The sequence below is a fragment of the Rummeliibacillus sp. JY-2-4R genome (assembly GCF_053847205.1).
Genome location: NZ_CM132623.1, coordinates 1751444 through 1775076, shown reverse-complemented (window position 1 = coordinate 1775076; position 23633 = coordinate 1751444). Strand labels below are relative to the sequence as shown.

21 protein-coding genes are annotated in these 23633 nt (G+C 32.2%); 3 read left to right on the top strand and 18 right to left on the bottom strand.

What is annotated here, in order from left to right; genetic code table 11:
• Nucleotides 1–138: 138 nt before the first annotated feature.
• Nucleotides 139–759, top strand: a complete 621-nt coding sequence (locus ACWV26_RS08580; RefSeq protein WP_455897928.1) for an RraA family protein — start codon at nucleotides 139–141, stop codon at nucleotides 757–759.
• 61 nt (nucleotides 760–820) lie between these two features.
• Here the strand turns inward: ACWV26_RS08580 and ACWV26_RS08575 are convergent, their stop codons facing one another.
• Nucleotides 821–1783 (bottom strand): VanW family protein, encoded by a 963-nt coding sequence (locus tag ACWV26_RS08575; RefSeq protein ID WP_455897927.1) that lies wholly within the window; start codon nucleotides 1781–1783, stop codon nucleotides 821–823.
• A 161-nt stretch (nucleotides 1784–1944) separates the two neighbouring features.
• Here ACWV26_RS08575 and ACWV26_RS08570 point away from each other — a divergent pair, with 161 nt between their 5' ends.
• Together ACWV26_RS08570 and ACWV26_RS08565 are read left to right on the top strand one after the other, a co-directional pair.
• The gene (locus ACWV26_RS08570; RefSeq protein ID WP_455897926.1) at nucleotides 1945–3954 is read left to right on the top strand and encodes a catalase; all 2010 of its coding nucleotides are present in this window, start codon (nucleotides 1945–1947) and stop codon (nucleotides 3952–3954) included.
• Nucleotides 3955–4119: 165 nt separating this feature from the next.
• Nucleotides 4120–4593 carry a phosphate-starvation-inducible protein PsiE gene (locus ACWV26_RS08565; protein ID WP_455897925.1) on the top strand — a complete coding sequence of 158 codons (474 nt, stop codon included), beginning with the start codon at nucleotides 4120–4122 and terminating at the stop codon, nucleotides 4591–4593.
• A gap of 182 nt (nucleotides 4594–4775) precedes the next feature.
• Here the strand turns inward: ACWV26_RS08565 and ACWV26_RS08560 are convergent, their stop codons facing one another.
• The 17 genes from ACWV26_RS08560 to ACWV26_RS08480 form a co-directional block, all read right to left on the bottom strand.
• Nucleotides 4776–5375, bottom strand: a complete 600-nt coding sequence (locus ACWV26_RS08560) for a Maf family protein (RefSeq protein ID WP_455897924.1) — start codon at nucleotides 5373–5375, stop codon at nucleotides 4776–4778.
• Nucleotides 5376–5387: 12 nt separating this feature from the next.
• On the bottom strand, nucleotides 5388–5876 hold the full coding sequence (locus tag ACWV26_RS08555; protein ID WP_455897923.1) for a metal-dependent hydrolase: 489 nt from the start codon (nucleotides 5874–5876) through the stop codon (nucleotides 5388–5390).
• A gap of 142 nt (nucleotides 5877–6018) precedes the next feature.
• Nucleotides 6019–7017, bottom strand: a complete 999-nt coding sequence (rfbB, locus tag ACWV26_RS08550) for a dTDP-glucose 4,6-dehydratase (RefSeq protein ID WP_455897922.1) — start codon at nucleotides 7015–7017, stop codon at nucleotides 6019–6021.
• 24 nt (nucleotides 7018–7041) lie between these two features.
• Complete coding sequence (gene rfbA / locus ACWV26_RS08545) at nucleotides 7042–7929, bottom strand: glucose-1-phosphate thymidylyltransferase RfbA (protein ID WP_455897921.1); 888 nt, start codon at nucleotides 7927–7929, stop codon at nucleotides 7042–7044.
• Entirely contained in the window at nucleotides 7926–9032 is a 1107-nt protein-coding gene (locus ACWV26_RS08540) for a DegT/DnrJ/EryC1/StrS family aminotransferase (RefSeq protein WP_455897920.1), read from the bottom strand. The genes rfbA and ACWV26_RS08540 overlap by 4 nt, the downstream gene beginning before the upstream one ends.
• Nucleotides 9033–9162: 130 nt before the next feature.
• Complete coding sequence (locus tag ACWV26_RS08535) at nucleotides 9163–9888, bottom strand: WbqC family protein (protein ID WP_455897919.1); 726 nt, start codon at nucleotides 9886–9888, stop codon at nucleotides 9163–9165.
• A gap of 500 nt (nucleotides 9889–10388) precedes the next feature.
• The gene (locus tag ACWV26_RS08530; protein ID WP_455897918.1) at nucleotides 10389–11531 is read right to left on the bottom strand and encodes a glycosyltransferase family 4 protein; all 1143 of its coding nucleotides are present in this window, start codon (nucleotides 11529–11531) and stop codon (nucleotides 10389–10391) included.
• Nucleotides 11532–11618: 87 nt separating this feature from the next.
• Nucleotides 11619–12893 (bottom strand): lipopolysaccharide biosynthesis protein, encoded by a 1275-nt coding sequence (locus tag ACWV26_RS08525; RefSeq protein WP_455897917.1) that lies wholly within the window; start codon nucleotides 12891–12893, stop codon nucleotides 11619–11621.
• Between the two features lie 71 nt (nucleotides 12894–12964).
• Complete coding sequence (locus tag ACWV26_RS08520; protein ID WP_455897916.1) at nucleotides 12965–14179, bottom strand: hypothetical protein; 1215 nt, start codon at nucleotides 14177–14179, stop codon at nucleotides 12965–12967.
• A gap of 73 nt (nucleotides 14180–14252) precedes the next feature.
• Entirely contained in the window at nucleotides 14253–15476 is a 1224-nt protein-coding gene (locus ACWV26_RS08515) for a glycosyltransferase (protein WP_455897915.1), read from the bottom strand.
• A 3-nt stretch (nucleotides 15477–15479) separates the two neighbouring features.
• Nucleotides 15480–16604 (bottom strand): non-hydrolyzing UDP-N-acetylglucosamine 2-epimerase, encoded by a 1125-nt coding sequence (gene wecB / locus ACWV26_RS08510; RefSeq protein ID WP_455897914.1) that lies wholly within the window; start codon nucleotides 16602–16604, stop codon nucleotides 15480–15482.
• A 3-nt stretch (nucleotides 16605–16607) separates the two neighbouring features.
• Entirely contained in the window at nucleotides 16608–17717 is a 1110-nt protein-coding gene (locus tag ACWV26_RS08505; protein ID WP_455897913.1) for a polysaccharide biosynthesis C-terminal domain-containing protein, read from the bottom strand.
• A 21-nt stretch (nucleotides 17718–17738) separates the two neighbouring features.
• The gene (locus ACWV26_RS08500) at nucleotides 17739–18770 is read right to left on the bottom strand and encodes a polysaccharide biosynthesis protein (RefSeq protein WP_455897912.1); all 1032 of its coding nucleotides are present in this window, start codon (nucleotides 18768–18770) and stop codon (nucleotides 17739–17741) included.
• Between the two features lies 1 nt (nucleotide 18771).
• The gene (locus ACWV26_RS08495; RefSeq protein WP_455897911.1) at nucleotides 18772–20016 is read right to left on the bottom strand and encodes a glycosyltransferase family 4 protein; all 1245 of its coding nucleotides are present in this window, start codon (nucleotides 20014–20016) and stop codon (nucleotides 18772–18774) included.
• Nucleotides 20017–20034: 18 nt separating this feature from the next.
• Nucleotides 20035–20880, bottom strand: a complete 846-nt coding sequence (locus ACWV26_RS08490; protein ID WP_455897910.1) for an NAD-dependent epimerase/dehydratase family protein — start codon at nucleotides 20878–20880, stop codon at nucleotides 20035–20037.
• Nucleotides 20881–21513: a sugar transferase gene (locus ACWV26_RS08485; protein WP_455897909.1), complete on the bottom strand. Its 633-nt coding sequence runs from the start codon at nucleotides 21511–21513 to the stop codon at nucleotides 20881–20883. It lies immediately after the preceding gene.
• Between the two features lie 20 nt (nucleotides 21514–21533).
• Nucleotides 21534–23360: a polysaccharide biosynthesis protein gene (locus tag ACWV26_RS08480; protein ID WP_455897908.1), complete on the bottom strand. Its 1827-nt coding sequence runs from the start codon at nucleotides 23358–23360 to the stop codon at nucleotides 21534–21536.
• Nucleotides 23361–23633 lie beyond the last annotated feature (273 nt).

Sequence of the window (23633 nt, the reverse complement as noted above, 5' to 3'; positions counted from 1 at the left end):
AGGGCATAGAATTTTTTAAAACTTGTCCATCATAAAAGGCGTTTCATACTCCTAATCCACTTTTTATCAAAGTCTATTGTCATATATACCTTTTATTCCTTAATATAGTAAACAAATTGAACAATAGGAGGGCTTTACATGGGCGATTATGAAAATTTACTACATACTTTACCGACTACAGCTGTTTCCGATGCTCTTATGGGTACTACCAATCTAAATGCAGCAATCAAGCCATTAAATGATGACGATTATATTGCTGGTCGTGCAGTGACTGTACGATTACCAGTTGGAGAAAACGGAGCGTTACTTGAGGCTATCCGCGTTGCAAGACCTCGCGATATTTTAGTCGTTGATGCAAAAGGTGATACAAACCGAGCAGTGGCTGGAGACTTCGTCGTTTCCTTAATGAAGGGGATGGATATACAGGGGCTAGTTGTAGATGGAGTTATACGAGATATACAAGCAATTCGTGAGTTAGATTTCCCTGTTTTCTGTAAAGGGACAACGGTTGCTGCTGGCAATAAGTTTGGTGGCGGAGCTATTCAAGTACCTATTGCAGTTGGAGGGATTAGTGTCCAACCTGGCGATTACATTATAGGTGATGCGGATGGTGTTGTGGTCATTTCACAAGGTCAAGAACAAGAAGTTGCACAAAAGGCACTCGAAAAGTTAAAAAAAGATGAAGCACGTGAAAAGTCAATTGGCGGTAAACAAGACATTATTGACTATTTGGATCGGGCACTTAATAAAACTGTATAGCCCTTAATGATTAATAACATTTTAAGCCCATTAACATGTTAATGGGCTTTTTTAGAATCTCTTAATTCAATTTCAACGCATTTTCTTTTGACGTTTTGATTTCCACCGTTAATGTTTCAACACCGTAAATGGTATTGATCAACAATGGCACACCACTTGTATTTTGGAATCTGAAATCTAACGTGCCAAATGATACCGTAGCATCTCTGCCCTCCGGTACGTAGCCAACATGGAGTGAGTGATGATTTCTTTCAATATATTTTATAGGTAATTGATCAATCGCATTAAAAAGAGTTGAGGAAGTTTGACAAACACCGCCTCCAATTCCCATAACTAGTTTTTTATTCACGATTTCCGGTGCTTGTTGATAACCATTTTCCCGATTTCTTGGACCCACAATTGTATTGAAGGAAAAATAATCCCCTACTCCGACAATCACACCATTTAATGCATTAGCGGAAATTTCGATATTTTTATTTCGATTCGTATCTGTCCGATTAAACTTTGTGGTATATTTCGCAACTGTCACTTCGCTGAATTGAGGAATCTTACTGACATCGTACTCACTTTTGGTCTCATATAACGGTAATTCTACTCTCCCACCAGTCTTAGATGTTTTTAAAATTCTATCCACTAATTCGGTTTCTTTTAAAATAATCATAGGTTTACCTTTTATAATCTGACCATTTTCATCTATATGATCTAGCTTCATTCTTTGATCGTAACCTATATTATTCCCATCCCCTCGCGCTAACAATTTTGCAAGTTCTTTTAATTTTCCAACATACTCTTCTTGATTTTCCTCAAAACCAAGCTCTTTTGGAGAAATCGTTTGAATGATTTCAGACGTATTTGGGTCAATAATTTGAATAACTTCTGGCTTCACTTCCGCTTTAACTTCATTTTCATTCTCTTTAATTGTTTCTTTCGTAGTTTTAATAGCTCGCTGCTCATTTGCTAAATCTGTACAACCCATTAATTCAATTGAACACAGCAATATCAAAGTAACTATCCATTTTTTCACAACATCTAACCCCTACCTCTTATGAATTACAAAAAGAGACAATACTTTTCCCTGGCATCATATTCGTGCAAGGGTAATAATGTGTATTCAAATTTTAATGTTTCATTTCTATGTAAAAAGGTAAGAGATATTATATCCCATAATATTTGGAGGTTTCTGTTATGAATAAAAAAGACGAACAATTAAAAAAGCATACGATTAATAACGAAGAACAAGCAGGTTTAACCACAAACCAAGGATTGAAAATGTCAGAGGATGAGTTTTCTTTAAAAGCCGGTTTAAGAGGACCTACTTTGATGGAGGATTTCCACTTCCGTGAAAAAATGACGCATTTTGACCATGAACGTATTCCTGAGCGAATTGTCCATGCACGCGGTGTTGGGGCTCACGGAGAATTTCAACTATATGAATCATTAGCAGAATATACAAAGGCAGACTTTCTAAATGACACATCTAAAAAAACGCCCGTATTCGTCCGTATTTCAACTGTACAAGGTTCTAGAGGTTCCAGCGATCTTGTTCGCGATGTCCGTGGATTTGCGACTAAGTTTTATACAGATGAAGGAAACTTTGATTTAGTTGGTAATAACATGCCGGTTTTCTTTATCCAAGATGCCATCAAATTCCCGGATTTTGTACATGCAGTAAAGCCTGAACCAGATACTGAAATTCCACAAGGGGCAAGTGCTCATGATACCTTTTGGGACTTTATAGGCCAAAATCCTGAATCTGCTCATATGGTGATGTGGTTGATGAGTGACCGTGCAATACCTCGTAGTTTACGTATGATGGAGGGATTTGGTGTACATACCTTCCGATTAATTAATGCAGAAGGAAAAGCTCATTTCGTTAAATTTCATTGGAAACCGTTACTAGGAATGCATTCTATGGTTTGGGATGAAACTCAAAAGCTTTCCGGGAAGAATCCAGACTTTAATCGTCAAGATTTATATGATGCGATTAATAAGGGGAATTTCCCAGAATGGGAGTTAGGACTGCAAATTATCCCAGAAGAAGATGAGTTCAAGTTTGATTTTGACATATTAGATCCAACCAAACTTTGGCCAGAAGAAGATGTGCCAGTAAAAATTGTTGGTAAAATGACTTTAAACCGCAATGTTGACAACTTCTTTGCAGAAACGGAGCAAGTTGCATTCCATCCAGGTCATATTGTTCCTGGGATTGATTTTTCAAATGATCCACTTTTACAAGGACGTTTATTCTCCTATACGGATACACAACTTTTACGTTTAGGGGGACCTAATTTCCACCAAATTCCTATCAATCAACCTGTTTGTCCTTTTACAAATAATCAGCGTGATGGTATGCATCAAATGGTTATCCATAAAGGTAAAACAAGTTACCATAAAAATGCATTAAACGCGAACCAACCATCCCCTGTACCAGTTGAAAATGGCGGTTTTGAACATTACCAAGAGAAAATTGAAGGTCGAAAAATTAGAGGTCGAAGTGAAAGCTTCCTTGATTTTTACTCACAAGCAAAACTATTTTACAATTCTCAATCTGAAACAGAAAAAGAACATATAATAAATGCATTTAGCTTTGAACTGGGTAAATGTAAATCAGAAATGGTTAGAGAAAATGTGATTGCACTTTTAAACCATATTGACCGTAAGCTTACAGAAGAAGTCGCAGAGAATATTGGTGTAGCTGTTCCAAAGGAAAATTATGAAGTAGCATCCACTAAAAAATCACCGGCCCTTAGTATGGAAAATACTATTTTCAAACCTGATACGAAAAAAGTAGCCATTTTATTAAACGGTGAACCTAATAATCAAACTCAATTAAAAGACTGGATTATGGCTTTATTAGATAATAAGGTTGATTATGAAATCGTGGATAAAAATATTCACGACTTGAGTGGCGGAGAAAAAGTAATGCAAACATATGCTACTGCAGATTCTACTTTTTATGACGCCGTATTATTAATCAGTAATGAAACAACGCTTCCAGCACCTATAATAGAATTCATTGAGAACACATACAAACATTTCAAACCAATAGCTGTTGGACTATCTTATAATCATTTCGTTGATTCGCCAATAGTTAAATTAGATGCTCCTGGTGTTTACGATTTAGGAAATAATCCAATCCAATCATTCATTGATGCTATTGCAAAAGGACGCTTCTGGGATCGTCAAGTAAAATAATCGCTTTAAAATGTTTGCTACAATAACTCATTCATGCTTCATTATGAATGAGTTATTGTATTTTTATATTATCTGAATTTTTTGTTAAATTTATATAATTTCTGTATTACCTTAGTTACAAAATGATATAATGAATTTTAAGAAAAATTGAATAGGGGGATGCTAATGAATCGATCGAAACAATTATTTGTTGAAGTGCAATATGTGGTTCCAAAAATACTACAATGGTTTCTTAACATTTGCTTAATCCTTCTCGCGGTATTTTTAGCCTTTCTTATGGTTAAAGAGCTGTTCGTATTTTTCAATGTTTTGTTTAATCCACATAACAAAGAAGCTCATGAACATGAGGTATTTTTAGCAAATATTTTAATCTTCTTCCTCTACTTCGAATTTATCACGATGATTGTGAAGTATTTCAAAGAAGATTATCACTTCCCTCTCCGTTATTTCATCTATATCGGCATTACTGCCATGATTCGGCTTGTCATCATTGACCATAAAGATGCGAAAAGCATGTTGCTATATGCTTTGATTATCTTACTCCTCATTATTAGCTACTTTATAATCAATATCACACCATTAGAGCGTCCCAAAAAGTTTTGGTATATAAAGGGAAACAGAAAAAAGGATATAGAATAAACGCAAAATATCCCCCTTGTATCATTAATTGAGTTGACCCCATTCGACAAATTACATCATTGTATTGAATTTTTTGAATAATAAGATTTCCCGAGAAATAATTCTATTCTTATACTCTTCATTGCTTTCACTAGACATGAAAAAACTGTCCTTTTTTCGGACAGTTTTCTAAATGCTATAAATTATTTTGAAGGGCTAAGTGTTATTAATTTTAAATTAATTAGCTGTTCAAATAACGATGCTAATGGTAAACCAACTACGTTTAAATAGTCTCCTTCAATTCGATCTACTAAAAATACTCCATCAGTTTGAATGCCATAACCACCAGCTTTATCAAATGGATCGCCTGTTTTAATATAAGCATCTAACAATTCATCTGAAACATTTTTGAAAACAACTCTCGTTTTTTCTACGAATGCCGTTTCTTTCCCATCTTCTTCAATAATCGCTACAGCAGTTAGTACCTCGTGAAATGTTCCTCGTAATGTTCTGAGATGTGAGAGTGCTTCATCATAATTTGTAGGTTTATGCAGTAATTTGTTGTCTTTTGCAACGATTGTATCAGCACCAATAACAACTTTACCAGATGTTTTTTTCGCCACATCACGTGCTTTTAATAAGGCAACGGCTTTTACATAATGTTCAACGTTTTTTTCTTGTACACTCGTTTCTACTACATTGGATGTGACAATATCAAATGGAATATTTAATCTAGCGAAAATCTCTTTCCTTCTCGGTGATGCGGAAGCTAATATAAATGATTTTGTTGTAAAGAATTGCATTTACGCCACTCCTCATAATAAATCTCGGATAGTTTCAAAGCCTAAATATACAGATATAACCGTTAGTGCGATGGCAACTACATGTTCAACTTGACTACCTGTTCTTGTTGTAATAGGCAATCGAACTGTAATATCCAATGGGAAAAATAATTTAATGCCATTTTTAGTGGACATATCAAGTAAATAATGGCTTACCATACCGATTAATATTCCTGAAGTGATCGATACGTTTGAAACATATGTATTCATAATCATCGCCATCAGTAGTAAAAACAATAAACTATGTGTGAATGTTCGATGTCCAAATAGTGTATTGATGATTTTGGATAAGATATGAAATTTTCGTCCGATTATACTGCCACTATGGCAAATATCAGGGAGTAATGCCCCTACTACACTTGCTCCTACTAATATAATGGCGTCCGAATCTGGAACGTGTTCAAAATGTGCATAAGCAAGACCTGCTGCAATGCCGCCTAAGATGTGAGTTTTTCCTGTCATGCTTACTATTCTCCTTTATTTTACCTTATACGAATGCTCTTATAACAATACACTATTTTCAACCATAAATGAATAAATTTGATATGAATTTGATAATTCCCTTTTTAAACAAAAAAAGCAAACCCTTAATGATTGGATTCGCTTACTTATTGCAATAGTTTTGGTACGTACCATTTATTATTTGTTCCGCCCATTCCTTTTGTTCCAAATACCACTCAATCGTTTGAGCCATTCCACTTTCAAATGTAAAAATCGGCTTCCAACCAAGTTGTTCTATTTTTGTTGGATCAATGGCATATCGTTTGTCATGCCCTAATCGATCCTTTACAAACATGATTAGATTATCCGATTTTCCAAGTGTTTGAATGATTGTTTTAACAACATCTAAATTTGAGCGCTCATTATGACCACCAATATTATATACTTCTCCTACTGTTCCTTTATGAAGCACAAGATCAATAGCTGTGCAATGATCTAATACATGCAACCAATCCCGTACATTTTGTCCATTTCCATAGATTGGAATAGATTCATTATTTAATACGCGTGATATTGTTAAAGGGATAAGTTTTTCCGGAAATTGATAGGGACCATAATTATTGGAACATCGAGTAATATTCATAGGTAGTCCAAAAGTTTCATGATACGCACGTACTAGTAAATCAGAAGATGCTTTACTTGCACTATAGGGGCTATTTGGCTGCAATGATGATTCTTCTGTAAAAAAGGTAGCTGGATCAAAATCTAATTCACCATATACTTCATCTGTTGATACATGGACGAATTTTTTGACACCAATTTGTTTTGCAGCATCTAGCAATACCTGCGTTCCCAAAACATTTGTATGAACAAAAATACTTGGATCTATTATAGAGCGATCGACATGGCTTTCCGCTGCAAAATGAATAACAAAATCAAACTTTTCATTTTCAAATAATGAAGTGATAAAGTTTCGATCAGTTATATCGCCTTGAATAAAATGGTAATTGGTGTTTTTTTCAATACTTCGATGTTTCATCAAGTCTCCAGCATAGGTCAGTAAATCTACATTATAAATATCATATTGAGGGTAGTTTTTCAGCATGTAATGGACAAAGTTGCCCCCAATAAAACCCGCTCCCCCAGTAACAAGTAACTTCATACTATTTCACCTCGTAATTATCCCTTAAATACTAATCTTCGCATGTGGTTGAAGTGCTATTTCTTCTAAATATTGGCCGTACTCTGTTTTGATCAGTGGTTGTGCTAGTCTTACTAATTGCTCTTGTGTTATATATCCTCTTCTGAATGCAATTTCCTCAACGCATGCAATGTACATCCCTTGCCTCTTTTGAATGGCTTCTACGAAATTGGAAGCTTGCAAAAGTGAATCATGAGTACCTGTATCTAACCAAGCTAAGCCTCTCCCCATTACTTCAACTTTCAACTTTTTGTTATTTAAATAGTGATCGATTACAGAGGTTATTTCCTTTTCACCCCTAGTTGAAGGTTGAATATCTTTTGCAATTTCAATTACGTCATTATCAAAAAAGTATAAACCAGGAACTGCTAATGAAGATTTCGGATTTTCCGGTTTTTCTTCTATTGAAATAGCATTACGGTTTTCATCTACTTCTATTACACCATAAGCTCGCGGATCTTTTACATAACAACCAAAAATAATACAACCACTTTTAAGCATTGCCGCTTTTTGCAATCGATTACCGAAGTCAGATCCATAGAAAATATTATCCCCTAACACGAGAGCAACGTGTGAATCCCCTATAAATTTTTCTCCGACAATAAAGGCTTCCGCTAATCCATTTGGTTCATCTTGAATCGCATATTCAAGTTTGATGCCAAACTTTTCACCATCACCTAAAAGCTCTTGAAAGCTATAAATATCTCTTGGAGTTGAGATAATTAATATCTCTTTAATCCCTGCAAGCATTAATACAGATAATGGATAATAGATCATTGGCTTATCATACACTGGAAGTATTTGTTTGGAAATTGCTTTTGTAAGTGGATATAGCCGTGTTCCTGAACCTCCAGCTAAAATGATCCCTTTCATCTTTTCATCACCTCTTTAATAATTAGGCATATCCGATTCACTTCATCTAAAGTCAAACTTGCATATAGAGGTAGTGTTAGAACCCGTTCTGCAACATAGTTGGCAACTGGTGTATCATTTGGATTATATCTTCCATCAAAACTATCAAAACTATTTGTTAGTGGATAAAAATATTTTCTAACAAAAATATTGTGTTCTTTTAGAATTTCATATACTTCATCTCTAGTATGCTTGTGTTTTTCAAAGACAATTGGAAAATAAGCATAGTTACTTTTTACTCCAAGTTGTGGTAGAACAAGCTTGATTCCCTTGATATCAGCCAACTGATCAACATATCTATCATAGATTGCTTTTCTTTTAGCAATCTCTGTGTCAATATTTCGGAGATTGCAAATTCCCATCGCTGCTTGAAACTCATTCATCTTCGCATTGCCACCTACAAATTCAACAGACTCTTGTCCCGTAATACCAAAATTCTTTGATGCCTCGATCAAAGGTTTTAATCCAGCATCACTAAAAGTAAGAGCTCCTCCTTCAATCGTATGAAAGACTTTTGTCGCATGAAAACTATACATAGATGCATCCCCAAAATTAGAAACCCCTACTCCATCAACCGTCACACCAAAGGCATGTGCAGCATCATAGATCACTTTTAGATTATACTTTTGAGCAATTCTTTCAATCTCTCTCACATTGCATATATTCCCGTAAACATGTACTGGAACAATAGCAGATGTTTTTTCAGTTATCAAATTCTCGATTTTTTCAGCTTGAATAGTATAGTTATCAGGGTCAATATCACAAAAAACAGGCTCTAATCCATTTCGAATAATGGCATGCGTTGTCGAGGCAAAGGTGAAAGGTGTAGTAATCACTTCTCCGCTTAAATTAAAAACAGAAAGCGCTGTTTCTAAAGCAAGATGACCATTTGTAAAGAGTGATAGATTTGAAGTATTTAAATAGCTAAGTAATTCTTTTTCTAATTGTTGATGCTTTGATCCCATGTTTGTTAGCCAATGGGTTCCCCAAAGTTCTTTGATTTCTTCAACATATTCTTCGAATGGTGGGAGCGATGAGCGGGTTACTTGGATTGGTGGATTCATTTAGGTATTACCTCACATTCTATATTGGAAAGATTTGATAGATTCTTAAATATAATATGTAATAGGTATGTTAATAAGAACTTTGCTTTTATGAATATATTCTTATTTCAAGTTAAATATCATGGGATATTCAAGATACATAATTTGAATATCCTTGATAATTTATTATTTCTGTCAAACCTATAATTTTGTTAAAATCATTAAACATCATAACGTCAATAATAGATAGGTCAGGTATAAATTGATTATTAAATTGTTCATATGGATTTATTATCGGGTCTATAAAATGAATGTCCAGTCCATATTCTTTATATTTTTGCTGATTATAAAACTCTTTACCACCAATAGCGTTAATATAAGTAGAAGCGTTTAATGCTTTTGATACTTTAATCCCCCATTCATCAGCCGTATCAGCTTCATTAATTCCAGGCATTTTTTCTGATAACACAGATATTTCAGTATTTATATTTAAAAGGTTACAAGTCTTTTTCAAGAGTAATGTATTAAATATACTTATATTATTTTCTTCAATAGCAAAACATTCTTCAACAAATTTTAATACTCTTTGAAAATTTGGCGCATTTCTATAATAAAGTAACTGTTGTATAATCTTTTCTTTCCAATTCGTATCATTATTTATGATTATTTCTTTTATTTTTGTTTTCCTAGAAGATTTATGAACAGGGACCTTTATATATACATTTTCCTTATGAGCGTTTAAAATCCTATTTCTAGTTATCCAGCTTCTTCGAACAAATTGTGCATTATCAAATATTACAAATTCATCTACTGAATTAATTAGCTGGAAATATCCTAAATAAGGGAAAAAATAAGGTTGCATTAATGCTACTTTCATTCCATATACACCTCATTCTAAATTTCAAGGTAATTTTAAATTATAAATTAATTTTTCCACATATCAAGAGCTAAAGTTTTCATATTTAAATTACAGGTAATATTTTTCTGTAAATGGTGTTATACTAATATTTAGATATTTTGCAAATCAACATTAAGCAAATCATATGAATCTACACCAAAGTTTTTGGGGCGAAACTTCCATGAATTATTCGCTCCACATATCAAGTAGCAGATCCAAGGAACTTTTCACCTTGACCTCTTACTTGAGATGTGGATTACTCCAAAATGGAAATTGCGCCGAATAAAAAAGTAAATATTGTATATACTGAAGTCACTCTTTTTATTAGTTAGGAGAATAAAGTTTAATCCATTTATTTATTGTAATTTCTAAAATACCATATTCGTTGCTAGATTATTAATCTTTTGACAGAGCGATAAAGATTAACTACTATTTGCAGGATTGTAATAAGACAATTAAGGATTATTATACTCTTGTTATTACTCGACTAAACTATTTCTTTGTAATTGGTCATAATAGTATTTAGCTATATTTATATTTCTTCTTTCCTCAACTAATTCTCTATTTAGTTTTCCATGTGAAATAAGTAACTCAGGATTTAAAATATATTTTTCAATACTTTCTACGAAGTGATTTATGTTCAATTCACAAATATAACAACTTTCTTCATTAATATTATCTTTTTCAACATCATTTATTCTATTACTAATTACTAATCCCATTCCTGATGCCTTTGCTTCCATAATTGTTAGATTCCCATTTGAATAGATAGCAGGTAAAATTAAAATATCAGATTTTTTATAAACTAAATGCATTTTATTCCAGGATGTAATTTTATCTAAAAATGTTACATCTTTCAGATTATTTCTCATTATAAACTCCATACATGTAGCTTTTAGAGCTCCATCACTATTCATATTTAATACAATATTTGGATATTTGCTTTTTAGTTTTTGATATACTTCAAGTGCAAATAAAGGGTTATATCTATCTACAAGTCTATTAGCAAATAATAAACTAATTTTTTCCCCTTTACTTTTTTCACGCAGAGGATGATTAAAATACTCCTCAATATCTTGAGGGTATCTCCCTAGATCTACTTTATCTTTAGCAAATTTAAATTCTTTCACTAATTGTTTCTCTGCTACTTCACTCATACCTAAATAAAGATCAATGTTTTTAAACATATGGTTTGCCAAAGTTAATTTCTTTGAAGAATTCTCCCTGGTGATTAATTCGTTAGATTGTTCATCATCATGTGTTACATATCTAAGTGGCTCTGTCATAACAATAACTTTAACTTTCTTATCAAAAAGTTTAGCGATTTTCAGTACTAACCAATGCCACTTCATAAACCCACCTAATACTATTATATCTGGTTTAAAACGCATTAATTCAGAAAATAAACCAAATGAATAGTAACCTAATTTCGGTAATTTACCTGATGTCTTTAATATTTTGCACTTATCTCCTAATGGTATTTTCCACCAATCTGGTCTTGTTTCATCTAGATGTTCATAAAACCAAAATTCTGCATCAAAATATTCTTGTAATGCATAACAAAACTTAACCTGGTATGGAGCAGCGATATTACTAATAAAAACATATTTTTTCTTTGACAAATATTTCCCCTCCAATAATACTTGGTAGAATTCTTGTTTTTATCGAAAAAAAAATTTAAAATACAAAAACATAGAAAATCTATCTTATTAATTTAAAAGAATATGCTTATTAATCACATACTGAGCTAGTAAATATTTTATAAACTCAGTCACCCCCATAGCTATACTAAACATGAAAGTGGAATAAAATGATGATAATCCCCAATGATTGGCTAGAAAAAAAATGAATATTACGATAATAATTTTTGATAAATGTAAAAATAGTTCTAAATGCTGCTCTTCAAAAATTGAGAAAACGGTGCTTATTGGGTGGTAAATAAAATAAGTATAGGCATAAATTGATAGTGCACTAGCAAAAACGCCAGCATTATTCCAATTACCTCCAAAAACTATAGAAAAAAGTTGAGGTCCAAAAATACTTAACGAAATCATTGGACCTGCACCGATTAGCGAAAGCTTTTTATGAAGGCTGTCAGCTAAACTTTTTATCTCTGATGGTTTTGATTTACCTAAACTTGCAGCTTCTCCATAAAAGACATCTTGAACGGACTTTCCTATTAAATTCATCGGTAAAAATGTAATAGTTAAAGCAAGTCCGTAAAGGCCAACTGTATGAGGACTATAAAAAGCAGATAAGAAATAGACAGGAAGTTGACTTGTTAATGAAATGATAAATATGGTTGGAGCTGAATATTTAGGAAATCGGATATACCTCTTTGCACACCAACAGATAGTCTTTATACGAATTGACTTCAACAGTGCCTTTTGATTTTTTAATATTGGAATTAGCATATTGAATATACCAGCACTTTGACCGAGTATTTGTCCAAAGATTAACCCACTAGTATCAAATTTTAATAGTCCGAGTATAATTTTCGTGCCGTTTCCTGTGATACTTTGAGAATATTTTGTCTTAGCGATTACTTTATAATTCTTCATTCTTAATGACCAGCTATCTAAAATTGCATATAAACCCGTCATAAAAAATCCAATAACGATAAAATATTGATAATTAATTAGTTCAGTTGCATTGAGAACTTGAAGTGAATAATCGCCTACCAAATACAATGTAAATGAAAGAAAAATCGAAATGAGAAATAAAATTATCAAAGATAAAGATAATACATTTATAGCTCTAATTTCATCATCTGCTATGGGAACAGCAGATTCATAACTTAATGATCCTAGCATACTAATTGTCCCTAAAATTGAAATAAATACTGTCAACACACCAAATTCTTCTGGTAAATAAATTCGAGTAATTACAGGTGAAAGAGCGATCCCAATTACCTGTGCAAAAGCTGTCCCCCCAATAAGCATTAATACATTTTTTGTAAATCTATTCTTTAGTAAATTTTCCATTTTAATTTCCCTATTAACCTTTCAAATATATGGTATTTTAATGCTTTATCGATCTTGATCTGATAACTAAATCAACTGTTTACTTTTTCATCTTTATTTATAACTTCGTTCTTATTCATTAGTGCGCTTAAAATTTGAAAGACCACATATAGAACTGAAACAAAGAACAATGCACCTCTAAACAGTTGATTTGGGGAATATAAATACCATCTTGGAACGTTTATAATTATTCCCAACAGTAAAAGATTTTGATATGGACTACCATATCTAAGATTGTTAATTAGGAGAACTATTGTAAATCCTATAATTATTACACCCGTCCAACCTAGCCAAAAATAAAAATGAGTAGGAATAAATCCCCCCCCGAGATTAAAATAACCAAGTTTAACTACAAGATTGGTCACTTCACTTGAAATATCTTGTGAACCAAAGAAGATAGAAATTAAAAATTCATATAATGAATTTAGCCTAATAATTAGATCTGAAGTATTTGTAGCAGCTATGTGCGTTGCAGATGCATAATATGCATATGTGGCAGTGTCAAAGGCGAAATAATTCTCTGATAAATTTTTCACCAATTCAGAAATATTCAAATTATTAAAGGAGTAATTTGCTCTATAGACTGCAATACTACTCATTAAAAAGATACCTATAAATGAAAAGAAAATAATCTTAATAAAAGATAATTTTCGGACTAAGATTGTAACACTAAAAAAAATGATTAACTGAAGAGTTGTAATTCTACCGCCATAATAAGTATCTTGCAAAATATAAATTAAAACCAATAGAAAAATGGTAAATTTCTTAAATTTTGATTCTCCTGAATAAAAAAAAGCAAATAAAAAAAGTAATTTAGCATATTCAAATATCGGACTTATTTTCACCCCATAGGAACTATAGTCGCCTCGTTCAATTCCTACATTTAATAAATAGAGAAGAGTAATAATTATGCTAAAAAATATAATGCTATTATCTCTAGGAACCATTGTATCTTTTGATACTTCAAACCCTCTTCCATTAAAAAATAAAGTTAATATACTCATAAAGAGTAATAAGATTTTTATAGTTTCTCCATAAATTTCTTCTGTTTTTACAGCAGAGAAGGGTACACTTAATTGGCCTCCAACAAAATATTCGGAAATTACAACACTATAATTTACATATAGAATGAAGATAAACATTATCGTTAGTGGTATATTCTTTCTGCTTTTAATAACTAAAATTATTGATAAAACGAGAACTAGGAATGCATTCAACTTATTAGAAAATGAAAAAGTTGGAAACATACTTACATAAGTTAATATAATTATAAAAATTGATAATTTTATCACTGTAATTGGCTGTACTTTAAAAAAACTCCTATTCATATTCATCGTTAACTAATGCTTTCTCATATGTTTGTAAATAATCTAAATATCTTTCATCACTACGATATAAAGATCTCGCTCTTATTAACGCATTTTTTGAATAATTTAAATTTGTAGATGATTTGATAAGATATATTTTTTCAATCATATCTTCTAAGTCCCCTTTTTCTACAATAAATCCACAGTTTTCATCAACAGATTCAACACTGCCCCCTGTTGCGAAAGTAATTACAGGTGTACCACATGACAATGCTTCTAAATTCGTAGTTGGAAAGTTATCCTCTAATGTGGGGTTTACAAAAACGTCTGCTGCAGTATAAATTTCTGCTAATTCTTTTTTATCCGTGGTATTAGTAATTCCTATTATATTTTTAGGCAATTTTTCCTTTTGCGTTTTATTTAATCCAACTAATATAATTATTTCATTAGACTTAATTTTTTCTGAAAGTTTTAGAAAATATTTTAACCCTTTTCTTTCCCCCCATATACTTGCTACTCCCAAGATTATAAACTTGTCCTCAATCTTATATTTTCTTCTAATATTACTTTTAATAGGCTTAAATGTTTCCATATCTATTCCATTATTTATTACTATAATAGGGTATTCATGTAAAAAAGATTCTTTTACTTTATTAGCAAGCCACTCAGAAGGAGTCACAATTGTCAAATTCTTTATACCAGTGAATATTTCTCTTTTTTTTATATAATTTATTTTAGAATTATCAAAAATTATACTAGAAGGATATTCATTTTTTTGTGGACATTTATTACAACATGTTTTCCATTTTTCGCATTTTATGTAATCGAAGTGTGAACAATGCCCTGTAAATACCCAACAATCATGTAGCGTCCAAATAACGGGTTTATTAGCTTTTTTTAAATAATCAAACAGAAGTTCGACATTAATGTAATATCCATGAATATTATGCAAGTGAATTATATCTGGATTCATTTCTTCCATTTTTCTAATAAATTCCCTAGTAGCCTTGATAGATCCGAAACCGTGTTTATCATAAATTTTTGTTAATGCAACATGTGAATAATTTTCCATTCTTGTTCCAATTCTTATTGTGTTTTCACAATTCAACGGTAAGCCTCTGCCGTATCCTATAAAACTCTCATGATCATGCTGCTTTAGTAAATGATGAATATCAGTTGCAATTCTCCCAGTACTTCCTATGCCACAAACAGAGTTTATTTGCAATACTTTCATCATGTATTAATTCTCCCATACAACGCGATTCACATAATCCGTATATGACAATAGAATCCGAAGCACCTTATCCGATACATTCGGCAAACTATAATCATCAACTTGAAGAATCGTTTCTTGTTTCTGTCCTATTAATATTTCTATTCCTTGCAAGATTCGTTCTTTTTTTAAACCAACCATCATCACAGCCGCTTCTTCCATTGCTTCTGGTCTTTCATGTGCTTGTCTGATATTGAGTGCTTTAAATCCAAGGATGGATGATTCTTCACTGATTGTTCCACTGTCACTTAGAACGGCCTTTGCATTTATTTGGAGATTGATATAATCATTGAAGCCTAATGGTTTTAATGTTTTTACTAATGGGCTAAAATTCACTTCTTTTTTATTTATCATTTTTTGAGTTCTGGGGTGTGTGCTGAATATGATTGGGATGTTGTATTCTTTTGCAACCGAATTAATACTTTCTACTAAATCTTTAAAGTTCATTTCAGAGTTGATATTTTCTTCTCTGTGGGCTGATACGACAAAATAATTTCCTTCTTTAAGTTCCAGTTTTTCTAATATAGTTGAATTTTCAATATCTAATTTTCTTGAATTTAATACTTCCAACATAGGACTTCCAGTTTTTATGATTCGATCCGCAGGTAATCCTTCTCGCAGTAAATATTCTCTTGCAATTTCAGAATAAGTTAAGTTGATATCTGCAATATGATCAACGATTTTTCGATTAGTTTCTTCAGGTACTCTTTGATCAAAGCATCTGTTTCCTGCTTCCATATGGAATATAGGAATATGTCTCCTTTTTGCGGCTATTGCACACAAGCAACTGTTCGTATCGCCTAAAACTAAAAATGCATCTGGTTCTATTTTTTTCAATATGGGATCAATCTTTACTAATATATTTCCGATAGTTTCGACTGCTGTACCTGTTGCAGCATTTAAGAAATAATCCGGTTTTTTTAAGTTGAAATCATGAAAAAATACTTCATTTAATTCGTAATCATAGTTTTGGCCTGTGTGCACAAGTATATGATCAATGGCATTTGATGCTTCTAATTTATTGATTACAGCAGATAATCGAATAATCTCTGGTCTCGTTCCAACGACTGTCATAACTTTTAGTTTTTTCACCCGCTATACCTCCAAAAAGTATGTGTCCGGTTTTTCTTTGTCGAAGCATTCATTTACCCACATCACAGTTACCATGTCACTATCACCTACATTGATGATGGAGTGCGTATACCCGATTGGAATATCTATAACTTCTAGTTTTTCTCCACTTACCTGATATTCGATGATACTAGGCGAATCAATCTTCCTCAGTCGAATAATTCCTTTTCCACTTACCACCAAAAATTTTTCGTTTTTTGTATGATGCCAATGATTTCCTTTTGCGATTCCTGGTTTCGAAACATTTATAGAGACTTGTCCTCGATCTGCTGTGCGAATAAATTCAGTAAAGGAACCTCTTTGATCCTTATGCATTTTCAAATCATAAGAAAGCTCATTATCTGGTAGAAAACTTAAATACGTACTATAAAGATTCTTCGTTAATCGATTCTCCATATTCGGAATAAGTAATTCAGTTCTACTGTCTTTGAAACTTTTAATTAGTTCTGCTAAATCCCCAAGTTTTATCGAATGTATTTCCGATACAATACGATAGCCAGCTATTTTAGTAGAATATTCTTTAAGTGTTTTGATAAATTCTTCAATAACATCATCTATATAACAAAGTTTAAGCGTAGCGTCAGGTTGATGAATTTGAATTTCTAGATTTCTTGATATTCGGTGACAAAAAGTTGCTACTACGGAATTATAATTAGGCTTACTCCACTTTCCGAAAACGTTAGTTAATCTATAAATATAAACTTTCGTATCAGTTTCAAGGTGGTAAGATAACAATAATTCCTCAGCAGTTTTTTTACTTACTCCATATGGATTATCCTTTTCAGCCTGAATGGAAGATGTAAAAAGTATAGGTGCTGTATTGTTATGTTTCTTTAGCAAATCTACTAATTTTGAAGTCAATTCATAATTACCTTCTAAAAATTCATCCTCTTTTTCGGGTCTATTTACTCCTGCTAAATGAAATACAAAATCGCACTCTTTTGTATACTTTTCTAGTAATTGATCATCAGTTTCTCTAGTCATTTTAAAGATATTGGTATATCCTCTATTCCTTAGCTCTGCAATTAAGTTTTTGCCAATAAACCCATTCGCCCCAGTAACTAGAATGTTCATAATTGAAGTCCACCTTTAACTTTAGTAAGAAAATTTTTTATTCCATTCATAAAGTTCTCTTTGTACAAATTCTAAATCTAGTAATTTTTCTTTAATCTGTTCAATAGTTAATATATGAGTGTTATTCGAGTTGTATTCTTCTATTGATGCTAGTTTTTGACTCCCTTCTACAAAATATTTATCATAGTTTAGGTCTCTTTTATCAGAAGGAACCCTATAAAAATCACCTAAGTCTTCTGCTACTATATATTCTTCTCTAGTCAGAAGCGTTTCATATTGCTTTTCTCCGTGGCGAGTTCCAATGATCTGAATTTCATTATTAGCGTTAAACAGTTCTTTTAATGCTAATGCTAAGTCACCAATGGTACTTGCTGGAGATTTTTGAACCATAATATCGCCTGCATTTGCATTTTGGAATGCAAATACTACCAACTCAACAGCTTCTTCCAAACTCATTAGAAATCGCGTCATATTCGGGTCTGTAATTGTTAATGGCAGTCCACTTTTGATTTGCTCGATAAATAGAGGAATAACCGAACCGCGGGAAGCCATCACATTTCCATATCTAGTACCACAAATGACCGTATTGTCTGGATTTACAGCTTTGGATTTTGCCACAAATACTTTTTCCATCATTGCTTTGGAAATACCCATTGCATTAATTGGATATGCAGCTTTGTCGGTTGAAAGACAAATTACTTTTTTAACTTTATAATCAATTGCCGCTGTTAGAACATTATCAGTACCTAATATATTTGTTTTGACTGCTTCTAGTGGAAAGAATTCACAAGATGGAACTTGTTTTAAAGCAGCCGCATGAAAGAGATAGTCCACGCCATGCATTGCATTTTTTAAACTTGCTATATCTCGCACGTCTCCAAGGTAAAACTTAAGATTGTCATTATGATATAGTTTTCTCATATCATCTTGCTTTTTTTCATCACGGGAAAAGATTCGAATTTCTTTGATTTCAGTGTCTAAAAATCTTTTCATCACGGCATTACCAAAAGAACCAGTACCACCAGTAATTAATATCACTTTATTTTTAAACATTTTATGTTTCCTCCAATACTTTTCGGATCATCTTGACATATTGCTGGGTGCAAATTTCCTTTGTGTATTTTTCAAGAAAAATATTTCTACAATTTTTCCCCATCAAATCACGTTTTTTTCGATTATCTCTAAGTTCATATATTGCATTAACTAATTTATCGTTTTCTCCTACTTCTATTGCATAACCCGCATTGTTTTCTATTAAATCTTTTGCAATATCAGAATTTCTCCCCATTATTGAAATGACAGGTTTTCCAGCCATCATATATCCATAAGTTTTACTCGGTACTGCTAGTCCCGTTACGTCACGTGCTAAACTAACAAGAAAGCAATCACTGATTTGAAGAGCATCTTGATAGTCTTGATTATGTAAAAAGTCAAATATTTTGACATTGTTCAGCTCTTCACTTTTCACAATTGTTTTTAAAGTTTCCATCTTATTACCATGTCCTGCAAAGATAAATTGAATATTTTGATCATCCTTTACTCCCCGGATTGCTTCGACAATAGTTATAAGATCTTGACAAACCCCCATATTACCAAAGTATGAAACAATTAGATGACCTTCTTTCTTCTTATTAATCAAATTAAAAAGTTTGCTTTTGGAGGCTACTACTGAATTTGACATTTCTTTATCTTCATACCAATTGGGTATAACTTCAATCTGATGATTTGTTAAACCAGGCCTATTTGCTTTCATAAATGCTTTCATTTCGTTTGATAATACAACCACTTTATCTACACATTTCATTGTCTTTCTATTTATAAATCGCATCATTTTGCTAATAAAACTTGTGGGAGATAAACTGTTAGTTACATGGGCAATTTCAGGATAAATATCATAACTAACAAATATTACTTTTGTTCCGAATATTTGATTGGCGATCGCTGCTATCAGTGGTAATATTGGTGGATTTGAATAGACAATAATTGCTCTGTAATTCCTTAAGTCAAAAAATCTCAAACAAACTGCGAATGTAAAAGAAAAATAGTTCATCACTCTTCCAAAAAAGTTACTTCGTTTCAACTGTAGATATTTCAGCCTATTTATCTCAATACTTTGAAAGTTTTCTTTTAATGGCACTCTTTTTTCCAAAAGATATTCTTTTGGATATCCACATAAAGCGCCCACTTTCAAATTATTTTCCGCACAAGCTAGTGCTGTATCAAGAGGAAGAGTTGCAGATGATACATATTCTGGATAAAAATATTGGCATAAGAATAATACATCCTTCTTTTTCTTCATATTAACCTCTTCTTTTCATTAATAAGTTTCAGAATGTCTAATGGATTCCTCAAAAGGAACCAATTTAATATTTTTGTAATTTGATAAGCTCTTTTCATATACTAAATCGCCAAATACTTTATTGATCAATGGATTGATTTTAGAAATTTTTATAATTGGGTTAAATAAAGTCGTCATCCATATTTTTTTATTGTTCATTTCTGCTATAACTCTCACCATATGTGAAGTGCAAACATACTCCTTGTTTTGCGGAAAAAATAATCCACTTTCATAATCGTCTATTATCAACGATATAAACTGACACAAATTATCGATAAATATCATACTTCGTTTATTTTTTATTTCAGGAAAAAAAGGAAGCTTTAATGCGAAACTTGCTAATTTTGGGTAATTACCTTTACAGCCCTTTCCATAAACCATTGGCGGCCTTAAAATGGCTACTTTAAAATTTAATTGGTTAAGAGAGTTTATTAATTCTTCTGCTTGAAGTTTAGATTTCCCGTAATTGCTTTTTGGATTTAATTGTGAAGTTTTATCAATAATCCCCTTTTCGATTCCATACACACTCATAGAACTTAGATAAATAAATTGCTTCACATGTTCTCTCTTTGCTTTTTTAGCGGTTTCGTATGCTAAATCTCGGTTTATCTTAAAATACAAATTTGCATTTAGTTTTGTTTCCTTTAGATGTGCAATTCCAATCATATAAATCACAACATCATATTCAGAAAATTCCATAATTTGCCATTCGTTATTTCGCAAGCTAATTGAATGAACAATATATTTCTTTGGATAATTCTTTAACCAATTTTCTAGATTTTTTCCTATATAACTACTCTTTCCTAAAATAAGTATCTTTTTCATTTATCCTGACTCCTTATTTCGATCAGTAGCTCTTTTTTTAATTGCTCCTGTTCCACCTTCAACAACACCATTGCTTCTTGATACGTTAACAATCGTTTTAAAGAAACATTTCAAATCCATCCGAAGTCCTATTTTATTTACATACTCACCATCTAATTTTGCCTTAACTTCAATTGGAAGTTCGTCTCTCCCATTAATTTGAGCCCAACCAGTAAGTCCTGGCTTCACATCATTTGCTCCATATTTGTCTCTTTCTTTTACTAAATCTTCTTGATTCCACAATGCTGGCCGTGGCCCAATAATGCTCATTTGTCCGATTAAAATATTCCATATTTGCGGTAATTCATCCAGAGATGTTTTTCTTAAGAATTTGCCCATTCTTGTAATATATTTTTCGGGATTTTTGAGAAGATGAGTCGGTGTATCTTTTGGTGTATCAATTCTCATCGTTCGAAACTTAAGTATCTTAAAATGATTTTTATTAATGCCAATACGGCTTTGTTTAAAAAGTATGGGACCTTTTGAATCTATCTTAATAGCAATCACTAAAGCTAAAAATATTGGTGATAATATAAGTAATCCTACTGATGAAAGAACGATATCTATTAATCTTTTTATCTTTAAATAAGCCATTCTCTAACATCCCCCATAAATTAAGAAACAAACGCTTCCCTCGAATTAGCAATATCAATTAACAACTTGGATAATTCGCTCTCTGATAAATGTGGAATACTTTTTAAGATATTTTCTAGATATTCGTTTGATAAAGGTGTTGCTTTTCCAATATAGATATTTGGATACACTTTTTCTTGTTGGATTTCTGTGTCATTGAGTAATTCTTCGTAAAGTTTCTCCCCTGGGCGAATGCCTGTATATTCTATAGGTATCTCTTTTTCTGAATATCCTGATAGATTGATTAAATTTCTAGCAAGGTCTACTATTTTCACGGGTTCCCCCATATCGAGAACGAAGATTTCTCCACTTTCAGCTAGTGTGCCTGCTTGGATTACAAGTCTTGAAGCTTCAGGGATGGTCATAAAGTATCTTGTCATCCGTTCATCTGTAACAGTAACAGGACCTCCTTGTGCGATTTGTTTTTTAAAAAGAGGTATAACTGATCCGCGAGAACCTAATACATTTCCAAATCTAACGGCTGCAAATTTTGTTTGGCTTTCTTTTGCAATATTTTGTACAATCATTTCTGCAAATCGTTTCGTTGCACCCATTACGTTTGGTGGATTTACCGCTTTATCTGTTGAAATCATGACAAAATGACCTACACCAAATATATGCGCAGCTTCGGCTATATTTTTCGTTCCATAAATATTATTTTTTACTGCTTCCATAGGATTTGCTTCCATTAAAGGAACATGTTTATGAGCAGCAGCATGATAAATGACATCTGGGTTTTCAGTACCCACAATTTCAAAAATACGTTTTTGATCTTTGATATCTGCAATAATTGGTACTACTTCAACTGTGCCACTTTGAACAAGGTCAAGTTTTCTTAATTCCATATCTATGTTATAAATGGAGTTCTCTCCGTGTCCTAAGAGTATTAAGCGTTTTGGCTGAAAGTTCATCACTTGTCTACATATCTCTGAGCCAATGGACCCCCCTGCCCCTGTTACAAGAATTGTTTTGTTTGTTAGTTTCTTAGATATAGCCTGCATATCCAACTGAATCTCTTGCCTGCCCAATAAATCCTCAATTTTCACATCTCGGATTTCATTAATTGAGATTTTACCGGTTAATAAATCTTCTATCATTGGTACAATTTGTGTTTTAATACCTGTCGCCAGACATTCCTCCATAAGTTGCACTCTTTTTTCTTTTACTAAGGAAGGAATCGCAACAATAATGTGTTCAATGTTAAATTGTTTGACTACTTTATCTAAATGATTCGTTGTATCTTGTACTCGTATCCCATATAGTTCTAATCCCTTTTTTGTAAAATCATCATCTAAGAATGCAATTGGTTGTAAAGGAGATTCACGGTTGTTTAATAATTGACGAGTAATCATTGTTCCCGCTGAACCTGCTCCAATAATCAGTGTTCTTTTCTTGTCGTTTATAACTTTTTTCCCTATTAAATAATGATCTCTAATGACACGCCATGATATTCTTGAGCCACCTATTAATAGGATATGAATCATCCATGTAATAACAAGCGAGCGATAGAGCACATCTCCCATAAAAAGAGATTGAGCTAGTCCTACAACTAAAATTGAGAATGTAACTGCTTTAAAAATCGAACGCAATTCACCCACCGAGGCATATTCCCATACTTTTCGGTATAAGCCATAATACATTGCAGATAGATGATGTGAAGCAAAAATAGTCAGAGAGCTAATCAATAGCAACATATTATGAAAGGGATTTTCAAAAAGATTAATCATGAAATAACCAATATAGATTGAAAATAAAACAATACACGAGTCCAAAATTGCTAGCATTGACATCCTTTTCTTTAAAGTCATTTGTTCTCTCCTATTATTTTTCTTTATTCATTTTTTTACATGCGAAGTTACGATATTAATTGAAATTGTCACTTCAATTCCACTAACATCGTTCATATCTTGAATTAATTTAGTAAAAAATATCTAGTTGATTTTTAAACAATGTATTATTTTTATTTACACCACTACAATATGCTCATTCCAAAATCCTTAGAACTTTTCTAAAAAAATATAAAATGCCAAATTATAGAATGTAAATCTTGATATTGACTCAATATTTTAGGCAAATTCATA

Excerpts from the sequence above, each read along its gene's own strand:
- ACWV26_RS08500 (WP_455897912.1), bottom strand. The coding sequence starts at position 18,770 with ATGTTTAAAAATAAAGTGATATTAATTACTGGTGGTACTGGTTCTTTT.
- ACWV26_RS08495 (WP_455897911.1), bottom strand. The coding sequence starts at position 20,016 with ATGAAGAAAAAGAAGGATGTATTATTCTTATGCCAATATTTTTATCCA.
- ACWV26_RS08570 (WP_455897926.1), top strand. The coding sequence starts at position 1,945 with ATGAATAAAAAAGACGAACAATTAAAAAAGCATACGATTAATAACGAA.
- ACWV26_RS08565 (WP_455897925.1), top strand. The coding sequence starts at position 4,120 with ATGAATCGATCGAAACAATTATTTGTTGAAGTGCAATATGTGGTTCCA.
- ACWV26_RS08560 (WP_455897924.1), bottom strand. The coding sequence starts at position 5,375 with ATGCAATTCTTTACAACAAAATCATTTATATTAGCTTCCGCATCACCG.
- ACWV26_RS08505 (WP_455897913.1), bottom strand. The coding sequence starts at position 17,717 with ATGAACATTCTAGTTACTGGGGCGAATGGGTTTATTGGCAAAAACTTA.
- ACWV26_RS08485 (WP_455897909.1), bottom strand. The coding sequence starts at position 21,513 with ATGGCTTATTTAAAGATAAAAAGATTAATAGATATCGTTCTTTCATCA.
- rfbB (WP_455897922.1), bottom strand. The coding sequence starts at position 7,017 with ATGAAGTTACTTGTTACTGGGGGAGCGGGTTTTATTGGGGGCAACTTT.
- ACWV26_RS08520 (WP_455897916.1), bottom strand. The coding sequence starts at position 14,179 with ATGTTTCCAACTTTTTCATTTTCTAATAAGTTGAATGCATTCCTAGTT.
- rfbA (WP_455897921.1), bottom strand. The coding sequence starts at position 7,929 with ATGAAAGGGATCATTTTAGCTGGAGGTTCAGGAACACGGCTATATCCA.
- ACWV26_RS08535 (WP_455897919.1), bottom strand. The coding sequence starts at position 9,888 with ATGAAAGTAGCATTAATGCAACCTTATTTTTTCCCTTATTTAGGATAT.
- ACWV26_RS08555 (WP_455897923.1), bottom strand. The coding sequence starts at position 5,876 with ATGACAGGAAAAACTCACATCTTAGGCGGCATTGCAGCAGGTCTTGCT.
- ACWV26_RS08515 (WP_455897915.1), bottom strand. The coding sequence starts at position 15,476 with ATGATGAAAGTATTGCAAATAAACTCTGTTTGTGGCATAGGAAGTACT.
- ACWV26_RS08480 (WP_455897908.1), bottom strand. The coding sequence starts at position 23,360 with ATGACTTTAAAGAAAAGGATGTCAATGCTAGCAATTTTGGACTCGTGT.
- ACWV26_RS08490 (WP_455897910.1), bottom strand. The coding sequence starts at position 20,880 with ATGAAAAAGATACTTATTTTAGGAAAGAGTAGTTATATAGGAAAAAAT.
- ACWV26_RS08580 (WP_455897928.1), top strand. The coding sequence starts at position 139 with ATGGGCGATTATGAAAATTTACTACATACTTTACCGACTACAGCTGTT.
- ACWV26_RS08525 (WP_455897917.1), bottom strand. The coding sequence starts at position 12,893 with ATGGAAAATTTACTAAAGAATAGATTTACAAAAAATGTATTAATGCTT.
- ACWV26_RS08540 (WP_455897920.1), bottom strand. The coding sequence starts at position 9,032 with ATGAATCCACCAATCCAAGTAACCCGCTCATCGCTCCCACCATTCGAA.